The sequence below is a fragment of the Bifidobacterium stellenboschense genome (assembly GCF_000741785.1).
Taxonomy (GTDB): domain Bacteria; phylum Actinomycetota; class Actinomycetes; order Actinomycetales; family Bifidobacteriaceae; genus Bifidobacterium; species Bifidobacterium stellenboschense.
In genome coordinates this window covers 1-23,700 of sequence record NZ_JGZP01000007.1, presented here as the reverse complement: position 1 = coordinate 23,700, position 23,700 = coordinate 1, and the positions used below count along the sequence as shown (strand labels likewise).

General features: G+C 68.2%; 20 protein-coding genes, 1 tRNA gene and 1 pseudogene. 7 read left to right on the top strand and 15 right to left on the bottom strand.

Features of this window, described 5'->3' with window-relative positions; genetic code table 11:
* Positions 1-49: 49 nt before the first annotated feature.
* The 4 genes and pseudogenes from BSTEL_RS02935 to BSTEL_RS02920 form a co-directional block, all read right to left on the bottom strand.
* Entirely contained in the window at positions 50-466 is a 417-nt protein-coding gene (locus tag BSTEL_RS02935) for a Fur family transcriptional regulator (RefSeq protein ID WP_034526951.1), read from the bottom strand.
* 87 nt (positions 467-553) lie between these two features.
* Positions 554-1,720, bottom strand: a pseudogene (gene purK / locus BSTEL_RS02930) (5-(carboxyamino)imidazole ribonucleotide synthase); the annotation flags it as partial.
* A complete protein-coding gene (gene purE, locus BSTEL_RS02925) occupies positions 1,704-2,201 on the bottom strand; it encodes a 5-(carboxyamino)imidazole ribonucleotide mutase (protein WP_034526948.1) in 498 nt (165 codons plus the stop codon). The pseudogene purK and the gene purE, both read right to left, overlap by 17 nt.
* Before the next feature lie 70 nt (positions 2,202-2,271).
* Entirely contained in the window at positions 2,272-3,264 is a 993-nt protein-coding gene (locus BSTEL_RS02920; protein ID WP_034526946.1) for a zinc-binding dehydrogenase, read from the bottom strand.
* 226 nt (positions 3,265-3,490) lie between these two features.
* Between BSTEL_RS02920 and BSTEL_RS02915 the strand changes: the two genes are divergently transcribed.
* Complete coding sequence (locus tag BSTEL_RS02915) at positions 3,491-5,668, top strand: 1-deoxy-D-xylulose-5-phosphate synthase (protein WP_034526944.1); 2,178 nt, start codon at positions 3,491-3,493, stop codon at positions 5,666-5,668.
* Between the two features lie 55 nt (positions 5,669-5,723).
* On the opposite strand, the gene BSTEL_RS02910 is transcribed toward BSTEL_RS02915, so the two are convergent.
* The 3 genes from BSTEL_RS02910 to BSTEL_RS02900 are packed head-to-tail and all read right to left on the bottom strand — an operon-like array spanning position 5,724 to position 9,099.
* Positions 5,724-7,226: an ABC transporter permease gene (locus tag BSTEL_RS02910; protein WP_034526942.1), complete on the bottom strand. Its 1,503-nt coding sequence runs from the start codon at positions 7,224-7,226 to the stop codon at positions 5,724-5,726.
* Positions 7,223-8,386 carry a COG1361 family protein gene (locus BSTEL_RS02905; protein ID WP_034526935.1) on the bottom strand — a complete coding sequence of 388 codons (1,164 nt, stop codon included), beginning with the start codon at positions 8,384-8,386 and terminating at the stop codon, positions 7,223-7,225. The genes BSTEL_RS02910 and BSTEL_RS02905 overlap by 4 nt, the downstream gene beginning before the upstream one ends.
* Positions 8,383-9,099: an ABC transporter ATP-binding protein gene (locus tag BSTEL_RS02900; RefSeq protein ID WP_156963139.1), complete on the bottom strand. Its 717-nt coding sequence runs from the start codon at positions 9,097-9,099 to the stop codon at positions 8,383-8,385. The genes BSTEL_RS02905 and BSTEL_RS02900 overlap by 4 nt, the downstream gene beginning before the upstream one ends.
* A 362-nt stretch (positions 9,100-9,461) precedes the next feature.
* Between BSTEL_RS02900 and BSTEL_RS02895 the strand changes: the two genes are divergently transcribed.
* A tRNA-Arg gene (locus BSTEL_RS02895) sits at positions 9,462-9,535 on the top strand.
* A 111-nt stretch (positions 9,536-9,646) separates the two neighbouring features.
* On the opposite strand, the gene BSTEL_RS02890 is transcribed toward BSTEL_RS02895, so the two are convergent.
* Positions 9,647-10,048, bottom strand: coding sequence for a DUF4186 domain-containing protein (locus BSTEL_RS02890; RefSeq protein WP_034526933.1), 402 nt, complete (start codon positions 10,046-10,048; stop codon positions 9,647-9,649).
* Between the two features lie 380 nt (positions 10,049-10,428).
* Between BSTEL_RS02890 and BSTEL_RS02885 the strand changes: the two genes are divergently transcribed.
* Positions 10,429-10,641 carry a Nif11-like leader peptide family natural product precursor gene (locus BSTEL_RS02885; protein ID WP_034526930.1) on the top strand — a complete coding sequence of 71 codons (213 nt, stop codon included), beginning with the start codon at positions 10,429-10,431 and terminating at the stop codon, positions 10,639-10,641.
* 151 nt (positions 10,642-10,792) lie between these two features.
* Here BSTEL_RS02885 and BSTEL_RS02880 read toward each other — a convergent pair whose 3' ends face one another.
* Positions 10,793-11,464, bottom strand: a complete 672-nt coding sequence (locus BSTEL_RS02880; RefSeq protein WP_034526928.1) for an ECF transporter S component — start codon at positions 11,462-11,464, stop codon at positions 10,793-10,795.
* Between the two features lie 268 nt (positions 11,465-11,732).
* Here BSTEL_RS02880 and purB point away from each other — a divergent pair, with 268 nt between their 5' ends.
* The 3 genes from purB (at position 11,733) to BSTEL_RS02865 (ending at position 16,138) form a co-directional block, all read left to right on the top strand.
* A complete protein-coding gene (purB, locus tag BSTEL_RS02875) occupies positions 11,733-13,169 on the top strand; it encodes an adenylosuccinate lyase (RefSeq protein WP_034526926.1) in 1,437 nt (478 codons plus the stop codon).
* A gap of 40 nt (positions 13,170-13,209) precedes the next feature.
* Complete coding sequence (locus BSTEL_RS02870; protein WP_051922799.1) at positions 13,210-15,678, top strand: lysylphosphatidylglycerol synthase transmembrane domain-containing protein; 2,469 nt, start codon at positions 13,210-13,212, stop codon at positions 15,676-15,678.
* 175 nt (positions 15,679-15,853) lie between these two features.
* Complete coding sequence (locus tag BSTEL_RS02865) at positions 15,854-16,138, top strand: HU family DNA-binding protein (RefSeq protein ID WP_034527014.1); 285 nt, start codon at positions 15,854-15,856, stop codon at positions 16,136-16,138.
* A 92-nt stretch (positions 16,139-16,230) separates the two neighbouring features.
* Here the strand turns inward: BSTEL_RS02865 and pafA are convergent, their stop codons facing one another.
* From pafA to BSTEL_RS02835, 6 genes are read right to left on the bottom strand one after another with little or no spacing between them, the layout of a single operon-like run.
* Positions 16,231-17,694 (bottom strand): Pup--protein ligase, encoded by a 1,464-nt coding sequence (pafA, locus tag BSTEL_RS02860; protein WP_034526922.1) that lies wholly within the window; start codon positions 17,692-17,694, stop codon positions 16,231-16,233.
* On the bottom strand, positions 17,694-17,903 hold the full coding sequence (locus tag BSTEL_RS02855) for a ubiquitin-like protein Pup (RefSeq protein WP_034526920.1): 210 nt from the start codon (positions 17,901-17,903) through the stop codon (positions 17,694-17,696). The genes pafA and BSTEL_RS02855 overlap by 1 nt, the downstream gene beginning before the upstream one ends.
* 54 nt (positions 17,904-17,957) lie before the next feature.
* Positions 17,958-18,815, bottom strand: a complete 858-nt coding sequence (locus BSTEL_RS02850) for an inositol monophosphatase family protein (RefSeq protein ID WP_034526917.1) — start codon at positions 18,813-18,815, stop codon at positions 17,958-17,960.
* A gap of 41 nt (positions 18,816-18,856) precedes the next feature.
* Positions 18,857-20,566 carry a depupylase/deamidase Dop gene (gene dop, locus BSTEL_RS02845; protein WP_034526915.1) on the bottom strand — a complete coding sequence of 570 codons (1,710 nt, stop codon included), beginning with the start codon at positions 20,564-20,566 and terminating at the stop codon, positions 18,857-18,859.
* 27 nt (positions 20,567-20,593) lie between these two features.
* The gene (arc, locus tag BSTEL_RS02840) at positions 20,594-22,147 is read right to left on the bottom strand and encodes a proteasome ATPase (protein WP_034526912.1); all 1,554 of its coding nucleotides are present in this window, start codon (positions 22,145-22,147) and stop codon (positions 20,594-20,596) included.
* Between the two features lie 16 nt (positions 22,148-22,163).
* Positions 22,164-22,892, bottom strand: a complete 729-nt coding sequence (locus BSTEL_RS02835) for a DedA family protein (protein ID WP_084686075.1) — start codon at positions 22,890-22,892, stop codon at positions 22,164-22,166.
* Positions 22,893-22,930: 38 nt separating this feature from the next.
* On the opposite strand from BSTEL_RS02835, the gene serB reads away from it, so the two are divergent.
* The gene (gene serB, locus BSTEL_RS02830) at positions 22,931-23,644 is read left to right on the top strand and encodes a phosphoserine phosphatase SerB (protein ID WP_034526909.1); all 714 of its coding nucleotides are present in this window, start codon (positions 22,931-22,933) and stop codon (positions 23,642-23,644) included.
* The last annotated feature ends 56 nt before the right edge of the window (positions 23,645-23,700 follow it).

Sequence of the window (23,700 nt, the reverse complement as noted above, 5' to 3'; positions counted from 1 at the left end):
CTTGGCACCCGATGAGCCCCGCCGTGGCGGGGCTCATCGGGTGCCAAGTTCAGTCGGCCGTCCCGGCTTCGGCTGTCTTCCCTTGACATTCCGGGCACAGGCCGAAGACCTCGAGCGTGTGGCTTTCGACGGTGAACCCATGTCTGGCGGCAACGCCGCGCAGCCACGCCTCGTCCGGCGGCTCGATTTCGACCGTGCGGCCGCATCGCTTGCACACCAGATGATGATGGTGCGCGTCGTCGCCGCACAGGCGGAACAGCTGCTGGCCGTCCAGGCGGATCGTATCGGCCGCGCCCGAGTCGGCGAGCGCGTTCAGCTGCCGGTACACGGTGGCCAGTCCGATGCGCGATCCCTCGTCCTGCATGCGCCGGTGCAGGTCCTGCGCGGAGATGAACTCGTCACAGCCGGCGAGCGCCGCGTGGATCGCGTCCTTCTGCTTGGTCTGTCGTTCGATGTGTTCGACCATGGACGCGACTCACGCCTTCGCTTCGGCGGAACCGGACGCGACGGAGGCGGCGGGCGGCACGGGGCGCACGAACGGGCGCGCATAGGGCTTCAGGTCGTCCCAGCAGCCGGTCGCCTCGAGCTCGTCCACGGTGCGCGCGGTGTCGTCGGTGAGCACGGTGATGTGGCCCATCTTGCGGTTGTGGCGCAGCTGCGCCTTGCCGTAGTCATGCACGTTCCACTCGGGGTGCGTGGCGATCTGCGCGCGCGTGGGCAGCACGTGCTGGCCGAGCACGTTGACCATGACGGCGGGGCTCAGCAGCTTCGGCTGGACGAGCGGCCAGCCGGCGATGCCGCGGATGTGCGCGTCGAACTGGTCGATGGAGCACGCCTCGATCGTGTAGTGGCCGGAGTTGTGCGGGCGCGGCGCGAGCTCGTTGACGATCACGCGGTCGTCCTTGGTGACGAACAGCTCGATGGCGAGCGTGCCGGCCAGTTCGAAGCCCTTGGCGAGCGCGAGCGCCATCTCGTGCGCGGCCTGCGCGATCGAGGGGTCGACCTCGGCGGGGGCGATCGTCATGTGGAGGATGTTGTTGCGGTGGTCGTTGCGCACGATCGGGAACGTCACGTAGTCCTTGCCGTTGCCGGACACGAGGATGGACGCCTCGAACGCGAAGTCGACGAAACCTTCGAGGATGGACGGGGGGAAGCCGCCGCCGCGGTCGCCGCGCGCGCGGATCTTCTCCAGATCCATGTCGTTCCTCAGCACGTGCTGGCCGTGGCCGTCGTAGCCGCCGGAACGGGTCTTCAACACGCACGGGTAGTGCAGGTCGTCGATGGCGGCCTCGAGCTCGTCGAAGTCGTTGACCTCGCGCCACGGGGCGGTCTCGATGCCGTGCTTGTTGATGAACGTCTTCTCGTTGATGCGGTCCTGGGTGACGCGCAGCAGGTCGGTGCCCTGCGGGGCAGCGACCAGGTGGCGCACCTCGTCGATGGAGTCGGCGTCCACGTTCTCGAACTCGTAGGTGAGCACGTCGGACTTCTCCGCCAGATCGTGGATGGCGGTCTTGTCGTCGTACTCGCCGACGACCTGGAAGTCGGCGACCTGCGCGGTCGGGCAGTCGGGGGTCGGGTCGAGCACGCCGATGCGGAAGCCCATGTACTTGGCGCTCAGGGCCATCATGCGGCCGAGCTGGCCGCCGCCGATGATGCCGATGGTCGCGCCCGGCTGCAGCATCTGCGTGGCGCCGTGGGTTTCCTCAAACAAGCTGGGCATTGGATTCCGCCACCTTCTCCTTCAGCGACTCACGGTAGGCCTGGAGCTTGTCGGCCAGGTCGGGCTCGAACGCGGAGAGCATCTGCACGGCGAGCAGGCCGGCGTTGGTGGCGCCGGAGTTGCCGACGGCGGTGGTGGCGACGGGGATGCCGCCGGGCATCTGCACGATGGAGAGCAGCGAATCCCAGCCGGACAGGGCGTGGGAGCGCACGGGCACGCCGATGACGGGCAGCGTGGTCTGCGCGGCGATCATGCCGGGCAGGTGGGCGGCGCCGCCGGCGCCGGCGATGATGACCTTGAGTCCGTTGGCGCGCGCGTTGTGCGCGAAGTCGGCCATGAGCTCCGGGGTGCGGTGGGCCGAGATCACCTGCTTGTGATAGGCCACGCCGAACTGGTCGAGGATGTCGCAGGCGCGCTTCATGGTCTCCCAGTCGCTGGACGATCCCATGACGACCGCCACTTCGGGCTTGCTGTCCGTCATTATCATTACCTCCACGTTATTGAGAATGTGGTTTCACTGTACTCCCCCGCCACCCCGGAAACATGGAGGCTCACACGGTGATGGCGACCTTGCCGAACACGTCGCCGCCGATCAGACGGCGGAACGCGTCCGGCGCAGCGTCGAGTCCGGCGAACGTCGAGTCGATCACGGGATGGATGCCGGCGTGCTCGACGAAGCGCAGCAGGCGCGCGAAGTCGTCGCGCGAGCCCATCGTGTTGCCCTGCACACGGATGTCCTGGAAGAAGACGCGCGTGAGCTCCGCGCCCGGCTGGTCGCCGGTGGTCGCGCCGCACACGGCGATCGTGCCGCCGGGGCGCACGGACTTGACGGAATGGGACCATGTGGCCGCGCCCACCGATTCGATGACGGCGTCGACCTTGCGCGGCAGGCGCGCGCCCGTCTCGAACGCGGCGTCCGCGCCGAACGCCAGCGCGCGTTCGCGCTTGGCCTCGGAACGCGACGTGACGAACACCTCCAGCCCGGCCGCATGGGCGAGCTGGATCGCCGCGGTGGACACGCCGCCGCCCGCGCCCTGCACGAGGATCGCGTCGCCGGGCTTGACGTTCGCGGACGTGAACACGAGCGAGTAGGCGGTGAGCCAGCTGGTGCCGAGCGCCGCCGCCTCGGCGAGGCTCAGGTTCGCCGGCTTCGCGAACACGTTCGCGGCCGGCACCTGCGTCTTCTCGGCCATCGTGCCCGGGTACTTCTCGGACAGGATCGTGCGGCGCTCCCCCGGCGCGACGCCGGTGCCGTCGGTGCCGACGAACGTGTAGAGCACGACCTCGCTTCCCGCCTTGAGCCCGCCGCGGCCCGGCACGTCGTCGTCGAGAATCCCGGCCGCGTCGGTGCCGAGGATCATCGGCGTCTGTTCGGCGCGCAGTCCCACGCCGCGAAGACTCCACACGTCATGGTGGTTGACGGTCACGGCCTTCACGGACACGGTGGACCAGAACGGTTTCGGCTCCGGTCCGGGAAGCTCGCCCACGGCGAGCGCGGCGAGTGGATCGGCATTGTCGACGCGGGAAGCGTATACGGCCTTCATCGGCGTTCCTTTCGTCATGCGGTGTCGCGCGGCACCGGCCCCCGCACCCACGCGCGGGCGGCGCCGTCCCGCCATCATTGTCGCACGGACACGCGCCGATTCGCGGATGACGCCGGGCGATTTACGGAGATGTTGGGAGTATCGCCGCGTGGCGTATGACCGCTGGCGGCGGGAGCGTCTAGGCTTGCGGTCGGCAGAGGACACCATCGGGAGGAGCGAGACGCATATGACGAACGGCATTCTGGAACGGATTTCGGGTCCCGCCGACGTCAAGGCGCTCTCCCGCGCCGAACTGCACGGACTGTGCCGCGAGATCCGGTCCACGCTGCTCGCCTACGGCCACGCGCACGGCGGCCACATCGGATCGAACCTCGGCATGGTGGAGGCGACGGTCGCGCTGCACCGCGTGTTCGACTCGCCGCACGACCGCATCGTGTTCGACGTGTCGCACCAGAGCTACGTGCACAAGATGCTCACCGGCCGCGCCGCCGCGTATCTCGATCCGGCGCGCTTCGATGAGGTGACCGGCTTCACGAACCCCGCGGAGAGCGAGCACGACCAGTTCACGCTCGGCCACACGGGCACGTCGATCTCGCTCGCCTGCGGCCTCGCGAAGACGCGCGACATGGCGCTCGCGGCCTCCGACGGCACCGACGACGCGGGCATCGGTGCCGTGGTCGCGGTGATCGGCGATGGTTCCCTGAGCTCGGGCATCGCGTTCGAGGGACTGAACAACGCGGCCGAGCAGGGCGGCAACCTCATCATCGTGCTGAACGACAACGAGATGTCGATCGCCGGCGACTTCGGCGGCATGTACGGCCCGCTGGCGCGGCTGCGCGAGTCGAACGGCACCGCGCAGCCGAACCTGTTCGAGGCGTTCGGCCTCGGCTACCGGTATGTGGCGCGCGGCAACGACGTCGACGCGCTCGTCGAGGCGTTCGAGGCGGTCAAGGGCACCGACCGTCCGGTCGTCGTGCACATCCATACGCTGAAGGGCGCCGGTTTCGCGGGCGGCGACGTCGCGGCCGTGGGCGCGGACGGCGCGGGCACGACCGCGGCCGACGCCGTCGACGCTACCGACACCGGCGTCAACGCGACTGGCAACATCGCGCACGCCGAGCCGTGGCGCTCCGACCACTGCGACCTGCCGGACGCCGCGCCGCACGAGGGCCAGTGCGAGGCGTCGCACTGGCAGACGCCGGACAAGGCGCTGGGACGCCTCGACGACCCGCGCAAGCATTACGGCAAACTCGCGATGGCCGCGCTGGAACGCCGCTTCCCCGACGAGCCGGGACTCGTCGTGATCTCGCCGGCGACGCCCGGCTCGAACGGCATCACGCACGAGTTCCGCGAGCGCGCGGGCGCGCATTACGTGGACACGGGCATCACCGAGGCGCATGCGGTCACGTTCGCGGCCGGCATCGCGAAGGCGGGCGGCACGCCGGTGGTGGCGACGACCGCGTCGTTCTTCCAACGCGCCTACGACCAGTTCTTCCAAGAGATGAGCCTCAACCGTTCGCGAGTGACGGTCCTCGACTTCCTCGGCGGCCTGTCCGGTTCGGACAACACACATTCCGGCGCGTACGACGTCGCGATGTTCGCGAACATCCCGGGAGTCACGATGCTTGTCCCCACCTCGACGCGCGACTATCTCGACGATCTCGCGTGGGCGACGTCGCCGGCGGACGCGGCCGATGCGCCGGACGGTCCGGTGGTGATCCGCGTGCCCGGTCAGGCGATCCTCGACCGCGAACGCGCGCTGGGACGCGAGTCGTCGCCCGAGGCGGTGCTGCGCGGGGAGTTCGATTACGGCGGACACCCCCTCAGCCGTCCTGCGGACGGCAGCTCCCCCTCCAGGGGGCGCGGGGACGCGAAGGCGGCGGACATGCTCGCGTACCGCGTGGATCATGCGGGTGCCGATGTGGCGGTGATCGCGCTCGGCAACACGCATCCGCTGGGCGAGCGGGTCGTCGAGGCGCTGTCCGCGCCGACGACGGACACCGATGACGCGACCGGCGAGACCGGCGAGACCGGCGAGACCGGCGCGGATACCAGCCGCTCCCCCATCGACGCGACCCTCATCGACCCGCGGCAGTGCACGACGCTCGACGTCGCCGCGCTCGAGGCGCTGCGCGACGGGCATCGCCTCGTCGTCACGCTGGAGGACGGACAGCTGGAAGGCGGCTGGGGCGAGAAGGTGACCGCGTACTACGCGAACCACGGGGCCACGGGCGCAGGTGCAGGTGCAGGTGACGGTGCAGGTGCAGGTGACGGCATGCGCGTGCTCAACTTCGGCGCTGCGAAGGAGTTCACCGACCGCGTGCCGCTGACGGAACTCAACGAGCGCTACGGGCTCACCGTGAAGACGATCACGCGCCGCATCCGCGAGACGCTCGGCCGCTGACCGGCGGCCTCCCGGTCGGCCGGCGGCCTCGCCACGACGGCCAGCCGACCCCGCGCTAGCCGTCGTTCCTGATGGCGTCGAGCGCGGGAATCCTCACCGCGCGGTTGGCGGGCTGGAAGCCCGAGACGACGCCGATCGCGCAAGAGAACGCCAACGCGAACAGGTACAGCCACCACGGGATCACGGAGACGCGGCTCACGTCCTCGCCGCCGACGATCGCGTTCCATATGGTCGTGCCGTTCACGCCGCCCAACGCGATCAGGTTGATGACGAGCGAGACGAGGGCGCTCACCACGCAGCCGATCAGGCCGCCGAGCAGACCGATGAATCCCGCCTCTCCCAGGAACATGATGCGGATGTCGCGCACGTAGCAGCCGAGCGCCTTCATGATGCCGATCTCGCGCGTGCGTTCGGTGACGGACATGATCATCGTGTTGGTGATGCCGATGGCGGCGACGAGCAGCGAGACCGCGCCGATGCCGCCGAGCACCAGCTGGATGGCGCGCGACTGCTCCTCGAGGCTCTTGCGCGTCTGTTCGCTCGAGTTCGTGCCGAAGCCCATGTCGCGGATCTGCTGCTCCACGTCGGAGACCTGCGAGATGTCGGAGACCTTGACGAGCGCCGAACCGTAGGTCGTGGTCTTCGCCGCGGTCCTGTCGGCCTTCGCAATCATCGCCTTGAGCTGGTCCAGGTCCATGAGCAGGCCGTTGGAGGTGGACTGCCCCTTGTTGTAGTCCTCCTTGAGCGTGCCGGTCACCTTGAGCTTGAACACGTTCGGCGCGGTGGATGCGGCGGTGCCGGAGCCGCCGTCCGAAGTCCCCGTAGCGCCGGTCGTGCCGGTCGCGGCCGTGGCGCCGCCCGATTCCTCGTCGCCGATGGTGAGCGTGATCTGCGTGGTCATCGGGTCGAAGAACGCGCCCTTCGCCTGGTCCGCGGGCACGGCGGCGCAATTGCCCATGTCGTCGCATTCCATGACGGTGCCGTCGCCCATGTCATACGGCTGCTGCCGGTAGTTCTGCCCCTCGGGACGGTACTTGTCCATGAACTGGTAGGCGAAGTACTGGCCGGCGAGCACCTCGTCGTCCTTCACCGGCTTCGCGCCGTCCGCGATCGCGAATCCGAGGACGTCGAGCTGGCTCAGATCCACGGCCTCGATGGTGCCGTAGTCGGCGATGTACCGCCCGTTGTCGGCGGTGAGCCGCACCGGCGTGTCGAGCGTCATCTGCGCGCTCGCGCCGACGACGCCGGGAATCCGCTTCATGTCGTCGATGGTCGCGTCGTCGAGTTTCGCGGACGTGCCCGAACCCGAACCGGAGGAGGACGCGCCGCCCATCGTCATCGCGCCGGAGGCCGAGCCCTGCGCGTACACGTTGATGATGGTCAGGTCGCCCATCTGTCTGAGCATCGCACGGTTCTGCTCGGTCAGTCCCGCACCGAGCGAGACCATGATGACGATCGAGCAGCATCCGACGACCACGCCCAGCACGGTGAGAATCGTGCGCGACTTGCGGCGCAGCAGGTTCTGCCCGCACAATCGCAGGATGTCCGCGAATCTCATGCACGCCCCTTCACATCGGAGGCCGAGGCGCCGCCGATCGTACCGGCGCCGGCGATCACCTGCGTGGCGACCGCGTCGGCGGGCTGCGCCGGAGCCGACGACGCGGACACCGGCCTTCCCCAATCGTCCCAATCCTCGTCGTCCGCGGCATCGGCCTTCGCCTTGCGCTTCCTGCGACGGCGGCGCACGACGAGCGCCACGACCACGACGACCAGCAGCACGATGCCGCCTGCGACGAGCGCCACCGCCCACCACGGTACGGCGGGCTGCGGCTCCTCCACCGTCGCGCCCATGTCGTCGGGCGTCGGCGCCGGCTCGGCCGCCTCGATCGTGACCGGGAACTCCTTCGACTGCGCATGACCGTCGGAATCCTCGTAGGCAACATGCAGCTTCGCCTCGATCGCACCGGACTGCGTCGGTGTGAACGCGAAACCGATCGAGCCGTTCGCGCCGGACGCGACGTTGCCCACGTACTGCGTCTTGACGGTCGTCTCGAGTCCGTCGCCCTCAATCGACGCCTCCACGTTGGCGATGTCGCCCTTGCCTTTGTTCACATAGTCCATCGTGATCGTCGTCTCCGCGCCGACGGTCACGCCCTCGGGCACGACCGGATCGTTGAGCTGGAAGCGGTCCGGCTGCGAGACCGGCACGGAGATGCGGATGTCGGACGTGTTCGACGAGCGCGCGCCGTTGTCGACGTACTCGTACCGGAAGCTCACATTCACCGGTTGGGCGCCGCTCTTCGCGCTCTGCAGCGCCTGCATCGGCACGCTCTGCGTGAGCGACCAGCCGGCGTACAGCGTGTCGAAGTAGAACGTGTTCGTGCCGCCGGAGATGGCGAAGTTCTCGCCGCCGTCCACGGTGACGACCATGTTGCCGACCGCCACGCGGCCCATGTTCTGGAACGTGAACGTGAGGGTGAAGTCGCTGCCGACCGCCACCGACCCGTCGCCGTACGTGAAGTTCGTGATGATGATGTTCGGCACCGGGCCGGAGATCGGAGCGGGAGCCGTGACGGACGAGCCCTGGTCGGCCGTGGTCGCGGAGTCGTCGGCGAAGGCGGACGACGGCGTGGCCGCAACGGCGACGGAGCATGCGAGCGCCAGCGTGGCGAGCAGCACCGTGAACGCGGTGAGGGCGCGGTGGATGGATGGGGTCATCGTGGGTCTCCTTGGCTCGGGATGTCGGTCGTATGGTCGATGACGCGATCGTCGATGATGCGGCCGTCGAGCAGTGTGACGACGCGGTCCGCGTAGGCGGCCATGTTGTCGTCGTGCGTGACGAGCACGATCGTCTGGTCAAGAGAGCGCGCGAAGGAGACGATCATCTCCATCACGTCGATCTTGGTCCTGGAATCGAGATTGCCGGTCGGCTCGTCGGCGAACACGACCTGAGGCCTGGCGACGAACGCGCGGGCGATGCCGACGCGCTGCTGCTGCCCGCCGGACATCTGCGTCGGATAGTGGGACAACCTCCTGCCGAGGCCGACGTGTCTCAGCATGGCGCGCGCCGCCCGTTCGCGCTCCGGTTTCGGTACGCCGCGGAACATGAGCGGCATCGCGACGTTCTCCACGGCGGTGAGGTTGGGCAGCAGATTGTACGACTGGAACACGAATCCGAGATGACGCTGGCGGAACGCGGCGAGCTCGCGCTCGTCGAGACGGGAGATGACGGTGCCGCCGATGCGCACGCCGCCGCGGGTCGGCTTCTCCATGCCGGCGAGCTGGTTGAGCAGCGTGGATTTGCCGGATCCGGATTCACCATAGATGCAGCAGATCTGGCCGCGCGGAATGACCAGGTCGATGCCGGCGAGCGCGACCACGGTCTCGTCGTCGGCGGGATACTCCTTGCGCAGGTCGCGCACTTCGATCATCGGAGGCGCGTGGGATTCCCGCGGTTCGCGTGATTGCTGCGGTCCGTGTAATCGTTGCGGTCCGCGTGATATCGGCGATCCGTGCGGCTCCTCTGGCTTCGGCATGGTCGCGGCCCTCTTCCACTCCTGCGGGACGTGCGCGCATCGGTCGCATGCGTCTGTATCCCGTTTTTCGTTCGTCGTCCTTGACGGACTTCCTTCCTCGGTCCGGCCGTCGGGCCGTTTCCAGGGCCAGTGTATAGCTACCGGTCCGTCGCCGCATCCCCTAGGGGTGTTCCCCGATGGGCGTGCAAGCGCGTGTGCCGTCCCATGCGCCACTTCCATGCGCCGTTCCACCCCAGCCGCTATAGTGTGACGGGTTTGGCCCCGTAGCTCAGCTGGATAGAGCAACTGACTTCTAATCTGTAGGTCGCCGGTTCGAGCCCGGCCGGGGTCACTGGAAACCCCTTGGAATTCCAACGATTCCAAGGGGTTTGATTTTTCCGTCATCCCCGTTGCGTCCCTGATGGTCCCCGGCGTACCGTTTCGGCGCGCGCCGCCGGACACGTCATCTCGGACCGGCGGGTTGATTCACGGGATGGTTCACGAGGTCGCGTTCGATCCATGCCATGACGAGGTCGGCGAGACGGTCCACCTCCGCGTCGGTCAGTGCACGGCCTTTGGGGATGTGATGCCATTTCTCGATGCATCCGCGGCAGCAGGTGGCGGTCGCGTGTTGCGCGGTGAACACCGGATGCCCGCGCCACGGGGTCTGCCGCCCGTCGTTCCTCGGCTCGGCGTCGCCGACGCGGGCGCGCAGCATCTCGCGCGCATGCCGGTCGATGGTCGCCTTGCCTTTGTCGCGCGCATAGGCGCGGTCCTTGGCGGTCAGTTCGAATTTCGCGCGGAACGCCGAATGCGAAAGCCGTTCCAATGTCCCGCCGATCCACCGCCGTTCGTCATCGTCCATATCGGATCCTCCTCGTCGTCCGTGTGCGTCCGTACGTCGTCATCATCCGTTCACTCCCGGATTAGCACGGTTCGTTCCGTGAATCCAACGGCTCCCTCCACGACCGTCACGGTTCGCTCCATGATTCGACGCACATTCCCATGGCAAACCAAGGAGCAAAGCGTGACGGACGGGGAAGGAACGGTGACAGGCACGGAGCGAACCGTGACGGATATGGAGAAACGCCGGGCGGAACGCTACCCACCCGGACCGGAAACGACTAGAACGGGAATCAGCCGGGGAATCCCGAGGGCGGGGTTCCTGAAATCCGCGGCGCACGACGACACCGACGCCGATGGCGTATGTGCGACGGCCGCGGTACGAGACGCAAGGAGTCGACTATGACTGGCATCAGCGAGAAGGAACTTGACGAAAAGCTTGCGGCGGCGCAGACCATCGACGAGGTCATGGCCATCGCCAAGGAGGCGGGCCATCCGCTGACCTACGAGGAGGCGGACGCGTTCTTCGGCCGCATTGAGCAGGCCAAGTCGGATACGGCCGAGCTGGTCGGCGATTCGGTGCAGTCCGTGGCGGAGGCGGAGTTCGGCATCTGAGCCGGGCCGGTGCGTAATCGTAATACAGAGCAGAGCGGCGGACCTTCCTTTCGGAAGGTCCGCTGTTTGCGTATGCGGGCTGACGCCCGCTTTCTCTCCCTCAGTCAGCTTCGCTGACAGCTCCCTCGTCAGAGGGAGCCGAATCGGCGCGTCAGGCCTGGGGACGGGCGCGGAGCAGGGCCCGGCCGGAGGCGAGGCGGTCGAGCACGCCGGTCGAGGCGAGGGCGAGCATGAGGAACCACGGCATGACGCCGCTCAGCACCACGCCGCCCGTCACCTCGGAGATCATGTGCACGATGCCGCGCGGGCTCGTGAGCGCCACGCCCTGGTAGCGGAAGAACAGCAGATAGAAGCCGTATTCGAGCGCGACCATCGCGCCGGAGGCGATCGAGACCGGCAGGTTGAACACGCGGTAGCGGGTCACGAAGAACGGGATCTCGGCGAATACGCCCTGCAGCAGCGCGGAGACGATCACGAATCCGATGCCGTACTGGCTGCCGATCACGGTCTCGACGAGCGTGCCGACCACGTTCACGTAGAGCGCGGCGCCCGGCTTGCGCAGGACGAGCACGGCGAGCGTGCCGGAGAAGTACCACATGGCGTGCGTCACGCTGGCAAGTCCCGGCAGCACGGCGCCGAGGAACGACGAGATCGGCATGTACGCGAAGTTGAAGCCCCAGAAGATGACGCCGCAGGCGACGCCAAGCGTCGCGCCGACGGCGATGTCGAGCGGCCGCCACTTGAGGCGCGTCCCGTCGTGCGCGGCTTCCGGCGCGACGGAGTTCGATGATTGCGATGATTGACGATCGGTGATGGCGGACATGCTGTTCCCACGATCCCTTCGATGATTCCCAAGACCGCGCACGGTACGATACGATGGCGCCGGCGTCGTGACGACGCCCCGCGTCGGCGCTCCTTGACCTGCGCGGTCCGGGCGGGAACGCCGCATGCCAGTATACGGTCGCGGGAAACGGCCATGTAAACGGGGGCGAACAGCCGCAAAACCGCACAATATCGCACAGAGAAACCGCACAGAACGGCACAAATCGCAGCCATTCCCCCGGTTCACGGCTGGAAGTACCCTAACAACTATGAAGCTTACCGATATTTCCCCCGCAATCGCACTGACGCCGCTCGACGGCCGCTACCACAACGCCACCGCCCCGCTCGTGGAATACCTGAGCGAGCCGGCCCTCAACCGCGAGCGCATGCGCGTCGAGGTCGAGTGGATGATCCTCCTGGCCAACGGCTTCGAGGGCAACGGCAATCGGCCGATCATCGACGGCGTCGAGCCGTTCACCGAGGAGGAGAAGGCGTTCCTCCGCTCCATCCCGGAGGACTTCGGCGCCGAGGGCATCAAGCAGCACGCCGCGCACGAGGCCGTCACGCACCATGACGTGAAGGCCGTCGAATACTACATCGATGACCAGTTCGCCAAGGCCCCGGCCGGCTCCACGCACATCAACGACCGTCTCAAGACGCTCGTCCACTTCGCGTGCACCTCCGAGGACATCAACAACCTGTCGATCGCCCGCTGCGTGAAGAACGCCGTCGAGAACGTCTGGACCCCGGCGTTCAAGGAGATCATCGACCATCTCGCCGCCAAGGCCGAGGAGCACAAGGACCTCGCGCTCCTCTCCCTCACGCACGGCCAGCCGGCCACGCCGACCACGCTCGGCAAGGAGCTCGCCGTCTACGTCTACCGTCTGAACCGCCAGCTCAAGCACATCGAGAACCAGGAGTACCTGGGCAAGATCAACGGCGCGACCGGCACGTTCGGCGCTCACTTGGCCGCCTGCCCGGACGTCGACTGGATCGCCGTCTCCCGCGAGTTCGTCGAGAACCGTATGGGCCTGACCTGGAACCCGCTGACGACGCAGATCGAATCCCACGACTGGCAGGCGGAGCTCTACTCGACCATCGCCCACGCGAACCGCATCATGCACAACCTGTGCGTGGACGTGTGGATGTACATCTCGCGCGGCGTGTTCGCCCAGGTGCCCGTCAAGGGCGCGACCGGCTCCTCCACGATGCCGCACAAGGTCAACCCGATCCGCTTCGAGAACGCGGAGGCCAACTTCGAGCTGTCCTGCTCGCTGCTCGACACGCTGTCCGCCACGCTGGTGGAGTCCCGCTGGCAGCGCGACCTGACCGATTCGACCACGCAGCGCAACATCGGCTCGGCGCTCGGCTACTCGCAGCTCGCCCTGTACAACCTGATGGGCGGCCTCAAGTCCATCCACCCGAACGAGCACGTCATCACGCGCGAGCTCGACGAGAACTGGGAGGTGCTCGGCGAGCCCATCCAGACGGCGATGCGCGCCTGCGAGCTGCGCGGCCTGCCGGGCATGGAGAAGCCGTACGAGAAGGTCAAGGAGCTCATGCGCGGCCACACGATCGACCAGGCGCAGGTCGAGGCGTTCATCGACCAGCAGTCCTTCGATCCGGAGACCGCCGCCCGTCTCAAGGCGCTCACCCCGGCCACGTACACGGGCGTCGCCTCGAAGCTCGTCGCCTTCGATCGCTGACCCGTCCCACCCCGCACCCTGCAAGGAGCCGCATAAGCCCATGCACATCGACGATGTGGCGCCCCGGCGCACACACGACTTCGGTGATCTGACACGCGCCGCCATGTCCCTCGGACTGGCGGCCGTCGTCATGGTGTTCGCCGTATATCTGGGCGGCATGACGCGCGGCGTCGAATCCGACGCGCACACCGCCGCCCGGGCCATCGACTGGCTGGCCGGGATCCCGTCCACCGTCCTGCAGCAGTTCGCCACGCTCGTCATCGTGGTTATGGTCCTGTGCCAGCTGCTGCTCAGCCGCGAATGGCTGCAGTCCGCGGTCTCCGCGCTTTCCATGTTCGCCGGGTACGGCGCGGTCTGGCTGGCGTCCGCCGGCATCAGCGGGCTCGCCGACAAGACGCTCGCCCTGTCACTCGCCTCCGCCGCGACCGCGTTCGGCTCCGGACTGCTGCCGAACATGTACGCGGGCATGGCCTCGTTCCTCACCGTCGCCGGCCCGCGCCGCACGCGTTCCAGCGTCAAATGGGGGTGGAACATCCTGTATGCGACGGCCGCGGTCATGGTGGTGCTCTCCTGGCATTCGGTGACCGGCATGCTCGTCTCGTTCGCCTGCGGGCGCACGGTCGGCATGCTCATCCGGTTCGCGGTCGGCACGCAGAACAAGGGCGTGTGGGGCGAGGATCTGGCGGCCGCGCTGCGCGGCGTCGGCCTTGACCCGTCGTCGCTGGTGCGCCGCGAGGACCCGTCGCCGGGCGTGCGTTCGCTCAGCGCCTCCCTCGACGACGATCTGGTCGAGGGCTCGCGCATCTACGATCTCGAGACCCGCGACGGCGGCCGGTACACGGTGTCCGTGCTGGACGCGCAGACGCATACGGCCGGCTATCTCAAACAGCTGTGGGACTGGCTGCGCTTCTCCGGCGTGGCGATGCGCCGCGACCGGTCGGCGCGCGACGCCGTCCAGCATCACCTGTCGATGCTGCTCGGCCTGCACAACGTGAAGCTGCCCGCGCCGGCGCCCTACGCGATCGCCGACACCGAGGAGTCCGCGATCCTCATCCTCAACGCGCATACGACGGAGCTCGCCGCGAACCCGAACACGCTGACGCGCGCCGACGCCGTCGACTACATGCGCTATCTGGCCGTCGCGAACCGTCGCGGCTACACGCACCGGCGCATCACGCCGGGCGTGCTGTCGCGCTTCGAGGACGGCACGCCGGTGATCGCCGGATGGCAGAACGGCGACGCCGCGTCCTCCCCCGCCAACGTCGCGTTGGACAAGGTCCAGCTGCTCGCCCTGTTCGCCGCGCTGATCGGCGTGGACGAGGCGGTGGCGGCGGCCCGCGACGCGTGGGACGAGGCGACGCTCGCCGCGATCGCCCCGTTCATCCAGAAGATCGCGGTGCCCGCCCCCACGCGCGCGCTCGACTCGTGGGACAAGTCCACGCTCACATCGTTGCGTGAGGCGGTCGCGCCGCGCCGCGACGACGACGCCGAAACCGTCGCCGCGTCGTCGGACGGCGTGCCGGCGGCCGCCGGCGCCGTCCAGTCCGACGCCGCGGACGCCCCCGTGGAGACGGTCACGTTGGCGCGGTTCTCGCTGCGTTCGATGATCACGATGCTGCTGCTCATCGTCGCCGCGGTCGTCGTGTTCACGCAGATGCGCCCCGACGAGATCATCGCCGCGGTGCGCAACGCGAATCCGGTCATGGCGCTCGTCTGCCTCGCGTTCGGATTGTGCGGCTGGATCGGGTCGTCGGTCTCGCTCGGCGCGCTGATGGACCGCGACCGGCGCAACCCGGCGGGCGTGTTCATGAGCCAAGTGGCGGGCGGCTTCGCGACCGTGTCGATGCCCGCGGGCGTGGGCCCCTCGTTCGTGAACCTCCAGTTCCTGCGCCGATCCGGCTACCGCAATACGGCGGCGACCGCGATCATGAGCGCGGCGCTCGTCGTCTACTATGCGACGTACGCGGTGATCATCGTGGTCATCGGCCTGTTCACGGGACGCAACACGTTCTCCGGCATGATTCCGACGAACACGCTGGCGATCGTGTTCGGCATCGCCGTCGCCGTGTTCTCCGTCGCGATGATGGTCCCGCCGGTGCGCCATACCGTCATGCAGCGGCTCGTGCCGGTCGCGAAACGCTATCTCAACCAGCTGCTCGACGTGCTCGGCCAGCCCGCCCAGCTCACGGTGAGCGTCGCCGGCGCGCTTCTGCAGAACATCACGACGGGGCTCGCGTTCTGGGCGGCGCTGCTCGCGTTCGGCGTGAACACGAATCCGATCGAGACGACGTTCGTGTTCATGCTCGCCTACGCGCTCGGTTCGGCGGTGCCGACACCGGGCGGCCTGGGCGGCGTGGAGGCGGCGCTCACCGTCTCGTTCGCCGCGGTGGGCGTGCCGCAGGGCGTGGCCCTGTCCGCGACGCTGCTGCACCGCGTCGTCTTCTACTGGCTGCGCATCCCGTTGGGGGCGTTGGCGATGAAGTGGCTCGACAAGCGCAACCTCGTGTGACGGTTCCCGCAATGAGCGGGTTCCACCAATCCGCGAAATCCGTGAAAATCCGTCGCGGAACACGTGAAATCGTTGAAAAATGCGCTGTTTGGCCTCATCATGCGCTATCATCATTGATGAAATAAACGGACCGGCGGCCAAGTTGCCGGTCCCCGGACAAAGAAGGATGCTGTTCATGGCATACAACAAGTCTGATCTCGTTTCGAAGATCGCCCAGAAGTCCAACCTGACCAAGGCCCAGGCCGAGGCCGCCGTCAACGCCTTCCAGGATGTGTTCGTCGAGGCCATGCAGTCCGGCGAAGGCCTGAAGCTGACCGGCCTGTTCTCCGCCGAGCGCGTCAAGCGCGCCGCCCGCACGGGCCGCAACCCGCGCACCGGCGAGACCATCGAGATCCCCGCCACCTACGGCGTGCGCATCTCCGCCGGCTCCCTGCTGAAGAAGGCCGTCACCACCAAGTGAGCCTTCCGCCCAGCGGTGTAGCAGCATAGAACTTCGAGGGCCTCCGCACCGAATCGGTGCGGAGGCCCTCGCGTATGTCTCCCTGTACCCTCTCACTCCATCGCGGCCATCAACGCGCGGTAGGCGTCGGACGGTTCGGCGCCGAACGGGTCGAGGAGCGTCGCCTCGCGGCGGGTCGGCGCGGTGACGACGAGCGTCGTCCAGTCGCAGGAGAACTGCGCGCCCGTGTCGAGCGCGCGCCGCACGAACGCGCCGCGCAGCGCGGCGCGCGTGTCGGCGGGCGGCTCATGCTTCGCGGCCGCCACGGTCGAATCCTCCAGAAGCACCTGCAACCGGCTGTGCGCGACGAGAGACCCGTAGAGCCGCCCGTTGGCCACGTCGTGGTAGTCGAGCTCCATCCGTTCCAGCTGCGCGAAGTCCAGATCCGGCCTGCGACGGCGCATCGCGGAGGCGAGCACGTGCTTCGCCGCCCAGTCGACGCGCGTCGACAACGCGAGGAAGTCCCGGCGTTCCAGCATCTCCAACGCCCACCGCCAATCGGCGAGCACGACGTCGACCTCGCTTTTCGGCAGGGACGCGGCGACCGCGTCGTGATGGTCGCGCACGAACGCCTCGACGATGTCGAGATAGCGGTGCTGCATGGCGAGCGGGTCGGGCATGCCGGCGGCCCCGGCATCGCCGACCCGCCGCTCCCCCGCGTCCAGCCAGCGGCTGACCGCGCGGTTCGCGGCGGCCGGATCGTCGAACGTGAGATCCTCGAATCCGCTCGGACGCCCGCGGCGCACCGCGTCCTCGATCACGCACAGGACGAGGTGCGTGACGGCGAGCTTCATCCACGTGGCCCACTGGGAGCGGTTGGAATCGCCGATGATGACGTGCAGGCGGCGGAACGATTCGGGGTCGGCGTGCGGCTCGTCGCGCGTGTTCACCATCGGGCGGGAGCGCGTCGTGGCGGACGAGACCGCCTCGTCGAGGAAGTCGGCGCGCTGCGTGATCTGGAAGCCGTCCGGCGTGAACCGGCCGGCGCCCGTGTACAGCTGGCGGGTGATGAGGAACGGCAGCAGCTGCCGCTCGATCGTCTCCAACGGCACGAACCGGCGCACGAGATAGTTCTCGTGGCAGCCGAACGCGTGACCGGCGGAGTCCACGTTGTTCTTGAACACGTGAATCGTCGCGTCTTCGCCGTGGCCCGCGCGAAGCCGCGTCTGCGCGTCGGCCGCGAGCGACGCCATCACGCGTTCGCCGGCCGCGTCCTGCGCAAGCGCGTCGAACGGGTCGCGCGCCTCCGCGGTCGCGTACTCCGGGTGGGAGCCGACGTCCAGGTAGAGGCGCGAGCCATTGTCGAGATACGTGTTCGTCGAACGGGCGCGGGAGACGACCGGCTGGAACATGGTCATCGCGACCTGCCCGGCGTCCACCGGACGGTCGGCACCCGTGACGGACACACCGTATTCGGTCTCGACACCGAAGATGCGCATGAAGCCGTCGAGTTCGGCGGCCGGCGTCGCGCCCGCCTCATGGGCGGCGCGCGTGCCGCTGTCGCGCAGCTGCGGCATCACTCGCCGCCCTTCTGCACGAAGCTGTTCACGTACTCCTCGGCGTTGGTCTCCAACGTGGATTCGATGTCGTCGAGCACCGCATCGAGCGCGTCGAATTCGACGTCCGACTGCTGCGCGGCCTGCGCGGCCATGGACTGCAGGTCCTCGCCCGCGGCCTGCCCGTCCGTCCGGCCCTGCCGGTTCGCCTGTGCGAATTCCTGAGGCATGATGATCCCTTCCGTTCCTTCCTTGTCTGTACGCCTTGTCCGTCCGTCCGACCGTCACTCGCCGTCGCGTTGGATGAGATACGGCTTGAGCTCCCGGTCGATCAGACCGTTCGTGCACAGCACGTCGTTGTTCCGGCGCCAGTGGATGCCGTTGCCGTTCCAACGGCGCAGCGTGCCCTGCGCCTCCCAGACGACCACGGCGGCCGCGGAGATGGCGGGGATGTCCCAATCGTGCAGCATCGGCTCGAAGTACGCGTCGTACGTGCCGTCGGCCACCTTGCACAGGTCGAGGGAGGCGGGGCCGACGCGCTTGATGTCGGCGGGATGGCCTTCGGCGAGCGCGGCGACGGTGTGCAGCGCGCGGTCGGCCTCGCCGGGCACGTAGGACATGCCGAAGCTGACGACCGCGCCGTCCAGCGAGGAGGTCATGGACGGGACGACCTTCTCGCGCTTCTCGCCGACGGGCGTGTTGCGGATGCGCAGCGCGCCCGCGCCCTTCGCGGCGAGATACGTCTCGCCGAGCGCCGGCGCGTGCACGACGCCGAGGATCGGCTGCGCGGAACCCTCCTCGTTGAATTCGAACAGGGATACGGTGACGGCCCATTCGCTCATGTTGCGGATGTAGTTGATGGTGCCGTCGATCTTGCCGACGCACCAGTAGCGCTGCCCGGGACGGGACTGCGCGGGGCGCGTCTGCCAGAAGCCGTCGAAGTGCTCCATGTCAGCGAGACGGCCGGACATGTAGCGCAGCAGTCGTCCGTCGACTTCCGCGTTGGACTGTTCCTCCGGCTTGTCGCGTGAGATGAGCATGTCATGCGGTGCCATCTGATCCTGCAGGGCGTGTTTGCCGGCGGCCTGGGCGATGGCGGCGACCTTCATCGCGAGGTCGCGCAGATTCTCCTGTTGTGCCATGGTTCACCATCTTATCGGTGTTTTGTGGCGGTGTCGTGCGGCTATCGGCGCAGCGCGAGCCGTTCGATCAGCGAGGCCGCGTCGTTCGCTTCGGCGAGCGCGGTCTCGACGTTCTCCTTGCGGAAGGCGAGCGGGTCGGACATGTCGAGGCTGACGAGGTCGCCGGGGCGCACGCTCGTCGCCTCGGCGACGGACGCGTTGCCGTACGTCGCCGGCATCGCGTCCGCCGCGTCGTCGCCTGCGGCGGCGGGCTTGCGCACGGTGAGGTGCGACCAGCTGGCGGCGACGACGTCGGCGGGGAACGTGCGCACGAGCGCGGCGCGCAGCCAGGCGCGCGTCGTCTCGGGCGGGTTCTGGGCGGCGTGGGCGAGCGCGTCGTCGTCGACGAGGCGTTCGGCGCTTCCCACGGCGGCGAGTTTCGCGAACACGGATTTCGCCGGGTCGAGCGCCGCCCAGGACAGGTCGACGGCGGCGAGGCGCGCGTCGGCCCACAAGGCGGCAGCGGTGCCGGCGCCGATGCCGTTCCTGCCGGCGATCTTGCGGCGCAGCTTTTCGAGCAGCTGCCATTTGAGCAGCCATTCGACGCGCCCGGCCTCCGCCTTCATCGTGAGGCGCTTGTCGTCGTCGGCGTGACGGATGGCGGCGGTGTCGGCGAGCGCCTGTCCCCACATGGCCATGACGTTGCGGGTCTCGCGGTCCTCCCATGCGGGTTCGCCCTTCGTGTCGGTGCCGAGCGTGGCGGCGGCGACCTCGTAGACGGCGCGGCGCAGGGCCACCTGCATGAGCCACGCGGTGGTCGTGCCGCCGGTTTCGAGCGGCAGTCCGGCGGCGAGCGTCAGGTCGTGGGAGACGGTGTGCATCGCCTCGACCGGGTCGGCGAGTTGGAGGGAGCCGAGCAGCGTGTCGAGGTCGTAGCCGGCCTCGCGCGCGTGTTCGAGCGTCCACAGGAGGATGGAGGTGACGCCGAGCTTCAGCACTTGGGGCACGTCCATGCGGTTCGCGTCGCCGACGATCACGTGGAGGCGGCGGAATTCGCCGGTGGAGTGGGATTCGTCGCGCGTGTTGATGATGGGCCGGTCGAACGTGGTCTGCAGGCCGATCTTCGCGTGGATCGTGTCGGCGCGCTGGCTCAATTGGAAGCCGGGGGTCTCGCTCGCCTCGCCGATGCCGACCCTGCCGGAACCGGCCCAAATCTGACGGGAGACGAAGTGCGCGGTCATCAAGGCTGCCACGTCCGCGAACGGCACGTCGCGGCGCATCATGTAGTTTTCGTGCGTGCCCCAGCTGGCGCCTTTGCCGTCCACGTTGTTGCGGTGGAGCACGACCGGGCGTCTGGACGCCTTGAGTTCGGGATCGGCGGCGCTGGCGGCTTGGGCGGCGGCGAGCATGAGCCGGTCGCCGGCGTGGTCGTAGAGCAGCGCCTGGAACGGGTCGGTGGTTTCGGGCGCCGAGTATTCGGGGTGCGCGTGGTCCACGTAGATGCGTCCGCCGTTGGGGGCGATCACGTTGGTGATGTTGAGCTGGGGCGCGTCGGTGAGCATGTCGGGGCGCGCGGCGGCACGGTCGAGCCTGGTGCCGCGCGCGTCGTTGACCGGGTCCTCCTGCCGGTAGTCCCAGCGGATGTGCCGTGTGGCCTCGTCGGCGGCCGCGCCGACCACGTCGAAGCTCAGTTTGACCGGCTGGTAGTAGGCGACGCCCGGCTGCGACACCGCGTATTCGGTCTCCGTCCCCATCACTCGTCTGACGGTCATGTTCCACTCCTTGCTACTGTTCCACGGCTACTGTTCCACGCCGCGGATCGCGGTGACGGTTCCGGCGTCGAAGCCGTTGACGCGACTCCACTGCACGGGATCGGCGTCGAGCAGCGAGTCGCGGGTCTCCGCGAACTCGTCCTCGACGGCCCGCGCGAGCAGGTCCACGCCGATCGCCACGTCGCCGCCGCGTTCGATCGACGCCTTCACGGCGAGCGTCTTCGCCCGGTCGACGATGTTCTTGAGGCTTGCGCCGCTCGTCACGTCGGCGAGGAACAGCGCGTTCCACGTGCCGTGCTCGTCGCGCACGTCGGCGAGATGACGGCGTGCGGAACGCGTGTAGATGTCACGCACGAGCACGCGGGCGAGCGCGTCCGCGTCGAGACCGTGTTCGAGCGGCAGGTCGTCGGTCAGATAGTGGCGCACGATGGCGACGGCCGCCTCGCCGTCCGGCCGGTCGATGCGGATCTTCACGTCGAGACGGCCCGGACGCAATACGGCCGGGTCGATCATGTCGACGCGGTTGGAGGCGCCGATCACCATCACGTTGCCGAGCGATTCGACGCCGTCCAATTCGGCGAGGAACTGCGGCACGATCGTCGTCTCCACGTCGGAGGAGACGCCGGAGCCGCGCGTGCGCAGCAATGAGTCCATCTCGTCGATGAACACGATGACGGGACGGCCGTCGGCGGCGCGTTCGCGCGCACGCTGGAAGATGAGGCGGACGAGACGCTCCGATTCGCCGACGAACTTGTTGAGCAGTTCGGGGCCCTTCACGGAGAGGAACACGCCGGGTTTGCCCGTGCCCGTGCCGTCCACGCCTTCGGCGAGCGCGTGGGCGACGGCCTTCGCGATGAGCGTCTTGCCGTTGCCGGGAGGACCGTACAGGAGCACGCCCTTGGGCGCGGCGAGATCGTAGCGGGCGAACAGGTCGCGATGCTGGAACGGCAGTTGGACGGCGTCGCGGATGCGGTCGATCTGACGGTCGAGGCCGCCGATGTCGTCGAACGTGACGTCGGGCGTCTCCTCGAGCACGAGGTCGGCGTCGTCCTGCTTCGGCAGGGCGGCGACGGCGATGCGGCCGGACGCCTCGACGACGACACGGTCGCCCTTGTCGAACGCGGTGGAGGCGAGCGCGCTGGCGCGGCGGACGACGCTCGGATTGCCGCCCGCGTCGGCGACGACGAGACGGCCGTCGGCGAGCGTCTCAGTGACGGTGCGGACCGGGCCGAGCACGTCATGGTCACGTTGCTCGACGAGCACCATCTTCTCGTTGAGCACGACGGTGGCGCCGGCGGCGAGACGGGACGCGTTGAGGTTCGCGGCGACGGGCACGACCATGCGGCGCGTGCCGGCGATGACCTCGGCGGATGCGTGCTGGACGCCCATGTCGTCGATGCGCGACGAGTCGACCTTCACCATCGTGGCGAAGGTGAGCGGCGGCTGGGCGAGCTGCGCCAACTGCGAGCGCGCCTTGGTGAGCTCCTTGCCGGCGCGGTTCAGCGCCTCGGCGAGCGCATGGTTCCTCGCCATGAGCCGGTCGTTCGCCTCCGCCAGTTCGCGGGCGGTCTCCTCGCTCATCGTCGCTCCTTTCCGTTCATCGTCTGTTCTGCATCACTGTACGCACCTTGCGCACGGCCCACACGGCGATGACCACGATGAAGGCGACGATGACCACATCCTCGAACACGTTGAGGTATCCCAGGATCGAGCACCATCCGGCGCCGAGGAAGTAGCCGGCGGAGACGAGGATCGTGTTCCATACGGCCGAGCCGAGCAGCGTCCATCCGGTGAAGTGCAGGAAGTTCATGCGGTTGAAGCCGGCGGGAATGGAGATGAGCGAGCGCACGACGGGGATCACGCGGCCGATGAGCACGCTCCACGTGCCGTAGCGGGTGAACCAGTCGTTCGCCTTGTCCACGTCGTTGCGACTCACGCCGGGGATCTTGTCGGCGGCCTTGTGGATGCGATGCAGGCCCACCCACCGGGAGATGCCGTACAGCGCCCACGCGCCGACGAGGGAGCCGACGGTCGCCCAGATGATCGCCTCGGCGAGATGCAGGGTGCCGCGGGAGGCGGTGAATCCGGCGAGCGGCAGGATCACTTCGGAGGGGATCGGCGGGAAGATCGATTCGAGGGCGATGGCGAGGGCCACGCCGATGCCGCCGACCGTCTCCATGAGGGAGACGAGCCAGTCGGTGATGATCTGGATGAGGCCGCCGTCGCCGGTCGGGCAGACAGGCGCGGCGGCGGAGGCGGCGAGGGTGGGGGTGCTGACGGCCGTTGCGGTCGTGATCGTGGCGTCATGGATGGCGTCGAAAAGCATAGGGGGTATTGTCCCAAGGTTTTTCGACAATCGGAGGCATGACGCTTGAAACCACGCAATTCCTTGACGAACACGACGCCGGCGCGGCCGGACACGATCTTCCGGAGCCGCCGACGCTCGCCGAGCCGGGACTGCTGGTCATGGACGTCGATTCGACGCTCATCGACGAGGAGGTCATCGACGAGCTGGGCGAGGCGGCCGGCTGCGGCGAACGCATCGCCGAGGTGACGGAGCGTGCGATGCGCGGCGAACTCGAGTTCTGCGACGCGTTGCGCGCCCGCGTGGCACTGTTGGAGGGGCTGCCGGTCTCCGTGTTCGACACGGTGCACGACAAGCTGCATTTCACGCACGGCGCGTTGGCGCTCATCGACGAGCTGCACGCGCACCATTGGAAGGTGGGCGTCGTGTCCGGCGGATTCCATGAGGTGGTGGACCGTCTCGCCGAGGAGGCGCACATCGACCATTGGCTCGCGAACCGTCTCGACGTGCGCGGCGGCCGTCTCACCGGCAAGGTGGTCGGCGACATCGTGTGCAAGACGGTGAAGCTGCACGCGCTGCGCGAATGGGCGAAACGCGACGGCATCCCGATGGTGCAAACCGTGGCCGTGGGCGACGGCGCGAACGACATCCCGATGATCCAGGCCGCGGGGCTCGGCATCGCGTTCTGCGCGAAGCCGAAGACCCAGCTGGCCGCCCACGAGGCCATCAACGAACGCGACCTGACGAAGGTCCTCGACTTCCTACGCCGCTGATTCCCTTTCCTTCCTTTCCTATGCGCTATGCGCGATTTTGGTGCGCAAAACCGGTG